Source organism: Streptomyces sp. NPDC057702, from assembly GCF_042799315.1.
In the GTDB taxonomy this organism is placed as follows: domain Bacteria; phylum Actinomycetota; class Actinomycetes; order Streptomycetales; family Streptomycetaceae; genus Streptomyces.
This window is the reverse complement of sequence record NZ_JBHVJC010000016.1, coordinates 74,278-81,559: the sequence shown is the minus strand read 5'-3', so window position 1 is coordinate 81,559 and position 7,282 is coordinate 74,278. Positions and strand designations below refer to the sequence as shown.

At 71.6% G+C, this 7,282-nt stretch carries 4 protein-coding genes; 3 read left to right on the top strand and 1 reads right to left on the bottom strand.

Annotated features, from left to right (window positions below):
- Nucleotides 1-97: 97 nt before the first annotated feature.
- Nucleotides 98-1,624, bottom strand: coding sequence for an MFS transporter (locus ACFVFR_RS14540; RefSeq protein ID WP_383701181.1), 1,527 nt, complete (start codon nucleotides 1,622-1,624; stop codon nucleotides 98-100).
- An 82-nt stretch (nucleotides 1,625-1,706) separates the two neighbouring features.
- Between ACFVFR_RS14540 and ACFVFR_RS14535 the strand changes: the two genes are divergently transcribed.
- From ACFVFR_RS14535 to ppdK, 3 genes are all read left to right on the top strand, one after another.
- Nucleotides 1,707-2,582: a helix-turn-helix transcriptional regulator gene (locus ACFVFR_RS14535; protein WP_383701179.1), complete on the top strand. Its 876-nt coding sequence runs from the start codon at nucleotides 1,707-1,709 to the stop codon at nucleotides 2,580-2,582.
- Nucleotides 2,583-2,714: 132 nt separating this feature from the next.
- A complete protein-coding gene (gene dusB / locus ACFVFR_RS14530) occupies nucleotides 2,715-3,950 on the top strand; it encodes a tRNA dihydrouridine synthase DusB (RefSeq protein ID WP_383701177.1) in 1,236 nt (411 codons plus the stop codon).
- Nucleotides 3,951-4,393: 443 nt separating this feature from the next.
- Nucleotides 4,394-7,126, top strand: coding sequence for a pyruvate, phosphate dikinase (ppdK, locus tag ACFVFR_RS14525; protein WP_383701175.1), 2,733 nt, complete (start codon nucleotides 4,394-4,396; stop codon nucleotides 7,124-7,126).
- Nucleotides 7,127-7,282 lie beyond the last annotated feature (156 nt).

The window sequence follows — 7,282 nt, the reverse complement described above, 5'->3', positions numbered from 1 at the left end:
GCGGGGCCCCGGGCGTGTCGCGGGGCCGCGGCGGCGCGGGGGGGGGCCCCCCCGGGGGGGGGGCCCCCCCGGGGGGCGGCCCCCCCCCACCACCGCCTCAGCGCACCGCGCGGGGCAGACGCAGGCTGAGCAGCGTGGTCGCGACGATGGCGGCCAGTTGCACCAGCAAGGTGGTGAGCAGGGCCTCCCGCATGCCCACCGACGCCGTGCGGGACAGGAAGAGGGTGCCCAGGGTGGCCACGCCCAGGGTCATGGCGGCCTGCTGGGTGGTGACCATGACGCCGCTGCCGACGCCGGCGCGCTCGCTCGGCACGTCCGCGAGCACGATCCGGTAGAGCACCGGCAGTTGCAGGGCCTGGCCGACGCCGGCCAGGACCAGGCCGGGGGCGAGGGCCGGGATGCTGACGTCGGGCCACTCGCGGGCCACGGTCAGCAGGATGACGCCGATACCCAACCCCTGAACCAGGCCGCCGGCGGTGACCACCCGGCTGCCGTACCGGGTCACCAGACGGGTGCCGGTCAGGGAGACGACGAAGTAGGCGAGCGCCATCGGCACCAGGGCCACGCCGGCGGCCACGGGCTCGTAGCGCATGCCCTGTTGCAGCGCGACGGCGAACACGAACATGAAGCCGCCGAAGCCGATCGAGAACGGCAGCACCAGCAGCAGCCCACGGCGCAGGCCCGGCAGCGCGAACAGGCTCGGCGGTATCAGCGGCACCTTGCCCGCCCGGTCGGCCCGGCGCTCGACCGCGTAGAAGACGGCCGCGATCACCGGGAACGAGCCCAGCAGCAGCCACGTCCACAGGGGCCAGCCCGCCGCGCGGCCCTCGGTCAGCGGCAGCAGCAGGGTGATCAGGGAGGCCGCGAGCAGCACGGTGCCGGGTATGTCCACGCTGGCGGGCCGGTCGGAGCGGGTCTCGGGCACCGTACGCACGGCCAGGACGAGGCCGACCAGCGCGACCGGCACGTTGACCAGGAACACCATGCGCCAGCCGGTGCCCCACAGGTCGGCGGCGACCAGGAGGCCGCCCAGGATCTGCCCGGCGACCATGGCCAGGCCCGCCGTCGCCCCGTACAGGCTGATCGCGCGGGCACGGGCCTGGCCGGTGGTGGTGGCGTGGATGGTGGCGAGGACCTGCGGGAGCATGAGCGCGGCGGCGGCGCCCTGCGTGACCCGGGCGGCCACCAGGGTCCAGGCGTCGGGGGCGAGGCCGCAGGCCAGCGAGGTGATGCCGAAGGCGGCCATGCCGGCGATGAAGAGCCTGCGCCGGCCGAACATGTCGCCGAGGCGCCCGCCGAGCACCAGGAGCACCGCGTAGGCGAGGCCGTAGCCGGCGACGACCAGTTCGAGGACGGCGGGGCTGGCGTGCAGATCGTGTTCCATCGCGGGCAGGGCGACGTTGACGATAAAGAAGTCGATCATGGGGAGGGCCGCGCCGAGCAGCACGGTGAACAGCCCGAGCCCGCCGAGCGCGACCGGGCCCGCCCCCGGTGGCGCGCCGCCGGCCGGGGGGCCGGCCGTGGCGGGGCCGGCCGCCTCTGGTGCGGAGGGCGAGGAAGGGGCGGCGGGAGCGGGGTCGGTGGATCGTGCGCGGGTCTGGGTCACGAGAAGACGATCCCGCATCCCGTAGAGGGGTACCAGAGTGTTTTTATCCTGGTACTGGTACTACCTGGAAAGCGGATCAGCCGTCGCGCACCCTGGAGAGATGATGACGCGTGAGCACGAGGCGAGCAACGACGTACGGCGCAGCGAGCTGGCGGCCTTCCTGCGCAGTCGGCGCGAACGCGTCGTGCCCGAACAGGTGGGGCTGCCCCGGGGGCGCCGGCGACGCACTCCCGGGCTGCGCCGCGAGGAGGTGGCGCAGCTCTCGTCGGTGGGCGTGACCTGGTACACGTGGCTGGAGCAGGCCCGTGACATCCACGTGTCGGCGCAGGTGCTCGACGCCATCGCGCGGGCCCTGCTGCTCGACCCGAACGAGCGCACGCACCTGTTCACGCTGGCCGGGGTGGGCGACCCGGCGCCGGGCACGGAGTGCGCCAGCGTCTCCGACCCGGTCCGCGCGGTGCTGCGCCAGCTCGAACCGATCCCGGCGTGCGTGCAGAACAGCCGCTACGACCTGCTGGCGTACAACCGGACCTACGGCAACCTGCTGTGCGACCTGGACGCGCTGGCCCCGACCGAGCGCAACTGCATGTGGCTGGCCTTCACGCACCCGGGCTGGGCGCGGGCGCTGGTGGACCGCGAGGAGGTGATCCGGGCGATGGCGGCCAAGTTCCGGTCGGCGATGGCCGGGCACATCGGGGAGCCGGCGTGGAAGCACATGCTGGGGCGGCTCCAGGAGGCGTCGCCGGAGTTCCGGGAGATCTGGGAGCGGCACGAGGTGATGCGCACCCAGCCCGACCGCACCAAGCGCTTCCTGAACACCCACGTGGGGCTGCTGCGCCTCGACTACCAGATCATGTGGCTCGGCCCCCAGCAGGGCCCGCGCGTCATCGCGTACGTGCCGGCGGACGCGGAGTCCCGGGCGCGGCTGGAGCACCTCCAGGAGCTGACCGTCTCGGGGCCGCTCGCGGCGGCCTGAGCGCGGGTGCCGAGGGGCACCGCGCGGCGGGAGCCCGGGCGGGCCCGGACCGTTCGCCGTGGGGCCGCCCGCCGATGGGGGACAATGGGAGGTCTGCCCCCTCAGCCCCCGAACCGGAAGGACGCGTCCCAGATGACCGCCCAGAACGAGCCGCTGTACGTCGGTACGCACGCGGTGGTGCCCCCGGTGATCCTCGCCCCCATGGCGGGCATCACCAACGCGCCCTTCCGCACCCTGTGCCGGGAGTTCTCCGGCGGCAAGGGGCTGTTCGTCAGCGAGATGATCACCACGCGGGCGCTCGTCGAGCGGGACGCCAAGACGATGCGGCTGATCCACTTCGACGGTTCGGAGCGGCCGAGGTCCATCCAGCTGTACGGCGTGGACCCGGCCACCGTCGGCAAGGCGGTCCGCATGATCGTGGACGAGGACCTGGCGGACCACATCGACCTGAACTTCGGCTGCCCGGTGCCCAAGGTGACCCGCAAGGGCGGCGGCTCGGCGCTGCCGTACAAGCGCCACCTGCTGCGGGCCATCCTGCGCGAGGCCGTCGCCGGCGCGGGGGAGCTGCCGGTGACGATGAAGATGCGCAAGGGCATCGACGACGACCACCTGACCTATCTGGACGCCGGGCGGATCGCGGTGCAGGAGGGGGTGCGGGCCATCGCCCTGCACGGTCGCACCGCCGCCCAGCACTACGGCGGCGAGGCGGACTGGTCGGCCATCGCGCGGCTCAAGGAGGCGGTGCCGGAGATCCCGGTGCTGGGCAACGGGGACATCTGGTCCGCCGACGACGCGTTGCGGATGATGCGGAAGACCGGTTGCGACGGGGTCGTCGTGGGGCGCGGCTGCCTCGGTCGGCCCTGGCTGTTCGGGGATCTGGTGGCGGCCTTCGAGGAGCCCGCGACACCCGGTGCCACCCCGGGCGGCCAGGGTGCGGATCCGGCCGTGCCGCCGGCCGGCGGCGGGGCCGCGTGGGCCGCCCTGACCAGGGGCTCCCAGGGGGCCGCCGCACCCACGTTGCGCGAGGTCACACGGGTGATGCTGCGCCATGCGGAGCTGCTCGGGGTGTGGTTGGAGGACGAGCCGCGCGGCGTCATCGACTTCCGTAAGCACGTGGCCTGGTACACCAAGGGCTTCTCCATCGGCTCGGAGATGCGTAAGCGCCTGGCGGTGGCCTCCTCGCTGGCCGAGCTGGACGCTCTGATGAGCGAACTGGACCTCGACCAGCCGTGGCCCGTGGGCGCGGACGGGCCACGAGGTCGGACGTCTGGCCGAAATCGAGTGGTTCTGCCGGACGGGTGGCTCAATGATCCCTACGACGGTGCCGAGGTCGGTGCCGAGGCCGAGTTGGATACCTCGGGCGGCTGAGATGCCCCGGAACGGGGGCGTGATTCTCGCCACGTCTGATCGGCGGTTTGCTCAAACGAGCATGCTCATTTGATGATCCATTTGACCTTCTGAGCGCACACACCTCTCCAACGAGTGGCACTGAGTGCCACCCTTGTTGCTTTCGACAGTCATACGGATGGCCGCTCCTCGCTTGTCGGTCATCGCTGCCCGTGTCCAGAATCGAACCGTACGGAGCTGCCGCGTTCGGAACCTGAACGCGCGTCCGCGCGTCGTGGCGTCTCGATGGATCACAGGTCTCGTGGTGTGGATCACTTTCGATCTCGTGGCGGCCAGCCAGTTACGGCCGAATGACCGCCGAGTGGACGTACCCATGCACCTTCGATCTGGGTACGCTCCCCGCCGTCAGGGCAGCCATCCCCCGGGCCCATCCCCGGAGGTACCTCAGCGAGGTGTCGAGAACCGTGTCGGAAAACAACGATCCCCACGCACAGTCCGTGTCCCAGAAGTTCGTCTACGACTTCACCGAGGGCAACAGGGACCTGAAGGATCTGCTGGGCGGCAAGGGCGCGAACCTGGCCGAGATGACGAACCTCGGGCTGCCCGTCCCGCCCGGGTTCACCATCACCACCGAGGCGTGCAAGGTCTACCTCGACAGCGGCGTCGAGCCGGCGGCACTGCGTGACGAGGTGAGTGCGCACCTCGCCGCCCTTGAGGCCACCATGGGCAAGAAGCTGGGCCAGGCGGACGACCCGCTGCTGGTCTCGGTGCGCTCCGGCGCCAAGTTCTCCATGCCGGGGATGATGGACACCGTCCTCAACATCGGGCTCTCCGACGACTCCGTGGTGGGGCTCACCGCGCAGGCCGGTGACGAGCGGTTCGCCTGGGACTCCTACCGTCGCCTCATCCAGATGTTCGGCAAGACCGTCCTCGGCGTGGACGGCGACCTCTTCGAGGAGGCCCTGGAGCACGCCAAGGACGCCAAGGGCGTCACCGTGGACGTGGACTTGGACGCCGCCGACCTGAAGAGGCTGGTGGACGAGTTCAAGGGCATCGTCGCCAAGGAGACGGGCCGCGACTTCCCGCAGGACGCGCGCGAGCAGATGGACCTGGCCGTGCGCGCGGTCTTCGACTCGTGGAACACCGACCGTGCCAAGCTCTACCGCCGCCAGGAGCGCATCCCCGGCGACCTGGGCACCGCCGTCAACGTGTGCTCCATGGTCTTCGGCAACCTCGGCCCCGACTCGGGCACCGGCGTCGCCTTCACCCGCGACCCCGCCAGCGGCCAGCAGGGCGTCTACGGCGACTACCTGCAGAACGCGCAGGGCGAGGACGTCGTGGCCGGCATCCGCAACACCGTGCCGCTCGCCGACCTGGAGGGCATCGACAAGCCCTCCTACGACGAGCTGATGCGGATCATGGAGACGCTGGAGACGCACTACAAGGACCTGTGCGACATCGAGTTCACCATCGAGCGCGGCAAGCTGTGGATGCTCCAGACCCGGGTGGGCAAGCGCACCGCCGGGGCCGCCTTCCGTATCGCCACCCAGCTCGTGGACCAGGGTCTGATCGACGAGGCCGAGGCGCTGCAGCGGGTCAACGGGGCGCAGCTCGCGCAGCTGATGTTCCCCCGCTTCGACGAGAGCGCCGCCGCGGAGAAGATCGGCCGGGGCATCGCCGCCTCGCCCGGCGCCGCCGTCGGCAAGGCCGTCTTCGACTCGTACACGGCCGTCAAGTGGTCGCGCTCGGGCGAGAAGGTCATCCTCATCCGCCGCGAGACCAACCCGGACGACCTCAACGGCATGATCGCCGCCGAGGGCATCCTCACCTCGCGCGGCGGCAAGACCTCGCACGCCGCCGTCGTCGCCCGTGGCATGGGCAAGACCTGTGTGTGCGGCGCCGAGGAGCTGGAGGTGGACACCAAGCGCCGGTGTCTGACCACCAAGGACGGGACCGTGGTGCAGGAGGGGGACGTCGTCTCCATCGACGGTTCCTCCGGCAAGGTCTACCTCGGTGAGGTGCCGGTCGTGCCCTCGCCGGTGGTCGAGTACTTCGAGGGCCGCATGCACGCCGGCGCCGACGACGCGGACGAGCTGGTCAAGGCCGTGCACCGGATCATGGCGTACGCCGACCGGGTGCGCCGGCTGCGGGTGCGGGCCAACGCCGACAACGCCGAGGACGCCGCCCGCGCCCGCCGCTTCGGCGCGCAGGGCATCGGCCTGTGCCGCACCGAGCACATGTTCCTCGGCGAGCGCCGCGAGATGGTCGAGCGGCTCATCCTGGCCGACACCGACGCCGACCGGGAGTCCGCGCTCGGCGACCTGCTGCCGCTCCAGCAGGCCGACTTCATCGAGCTGTTCGAGGCCATGGACGGGCTGCCGGTGACGGTGCGGCTGCTCGACCCGCCGCTGCACGAGTTCCTGCCCGACATCACCGAGCTGTCGGTGCGCGTCGCGCTGGCCGAGGCGCGCCAGGACGGCAACGAGAACGACCTGCGGCTACTGCAGGCCGTGCACAAGCTGCACGAGCAGAACCCGATGCTGGGCCTGCGCGGGGTGCGCCTGGGCCTGGTCATCCCGGGCCTGTTCGCCATGCAGGTGCGGGCCATCGCCGAGGCCGCCGCCGCGCGCAAGAACGCCAAGGGCGACCCGCGTGCGGAGATCATGATCCCGCTGGTGGGCACCGTCCAGGAGCTGGAGATCGTCCGCGAGGAGGCCGAGCGGGTCATCGCCGAGGTCGAGCGGGCGCACGGGGTGGACCTGCGGCTGACGCTGGGCACCATGATCGAGCTGCCCCGGGCCGCGCTGACCGCCGGCCAGATCGCCGAGTCGGCCGACTTCTTCTCCTTCGGCACCAACGACCTCACCCAGACCGTGTGGGGCTTCTCCCGCGACGACGTGGAGGCCAGCTTCTTCACCGCGTACCTGGAGAAGGGCATCTTCGGCGTCAGCCCGTTCGAGACGATCGACCGCGACGGCGTGGGCTCGCTGGTGCGCTCCGCCGCCGAGGCCGGCCGCGCCACCCGCCCGGACCTCAAGCTGGGGGTGTGTGGCGAGCACGGCGGTGACCCCGACTCGGTGCACTTCTTCCACCAGGTCGGCCTGGACTACGTCTCCTGCTCCCCGTTCCGCATCCCGGTCGCGCGCCTGGAGGCCGGCCGGGCGGCGGCGGAGTCGGTCGGCAGCGACAGCCGCTGACCCCCTGAGCGGGCCCGTCCTGGCGGGCCCAGACCGTCGGGGGGGGGGGGGCGGGCGACCCCCCCCCCCCCCCCCCCGGAACAGGGGGTTAAAAAAAAAAAACACACCCAACCACAAACACAACACAGTGGTGGGGAGTGGGAGTGTAAAAATGAG

Excerpts from the sequence above, each read along its gene's own strand:
- ACFVFR_RS14540 (WP_383701181.1), bottom strand. The coding sequence starts at position 1,624 with ATGCGGGATCGTCTTCTCGTGACCCAGACCCGCGCACGATCCACCGAC.
- ACFVFR_RS14535 (WP_383701179.1), top strand. The coding sequence starts at position 1,707 with ATGATGACGCGTGAGCACGAGGCGAGCAACGACGTACGGCGCAGCGAG.
- dusB (WP_383701177.1), top strand. The coding sequence starts at position 2,715 with ATGACCGCCCAGAACGAGCCGCTGTACGTCGGTACGCACGCGGTGGTG.